We start from the raw sequence: 266 nt of genomic DNA, 5'->3' as shown, positions 1-266 counted from the left end.
GCCTTAGCGTAAGGTCGGGCCAACGTGGTCAGTTCTGCCATGATCGCCCTCGCTTAAATTTCAGCAGCCAGTTTGTTAACCAGCTCCGCGTGCGCGTTTTGATCGATTGTGGCACCGAGGATCTTCTCAGCACCGCCAACGGCCAGAGCACCCAGTTGGGCACGCAGCGCGTCTTTGACACCGTTCAGTTCCTGTTCGATCTCGGCATGAGCCGAAGCCTTCACACGGTCAGCTTCGACGCGGGCTTTTTCAACAGCCTCTTCGAC

At 57.5% G+C, this 266-nt stretch carries 1 protein-coding gene; it reads right to left on the bottom strand.

Going from position 1 to position 266, the window contains the following annotated elements:
* Positions 1-53: 53 nt before the first annotated feature.
* Positions 54-266 (bottom strand): F0F1 ATP synthase subunit B family protein (locus AAEY75_RS15510; protein WP_502944440.1); only part of this gene is annotated, 213 nt, incomplete at its 5' end.

It is taken from the genome of Psychrobacter sp. TB55-MNA-CIBAN-0194, from assembly GCF_040309505.1.
In the GTDB taxonomy this organism is placed as follows: Bacteria; Pseudomonadota; Gammaproteobacteria; order Pseudomonadales; family Moraxellaceae; genus Psychrobacter; species Psychrobacter fozii.
Note: the sequence above shows the minus strand (reverse complement) of the source record. Positions and strands in the feature narration are given on the sequence as shown.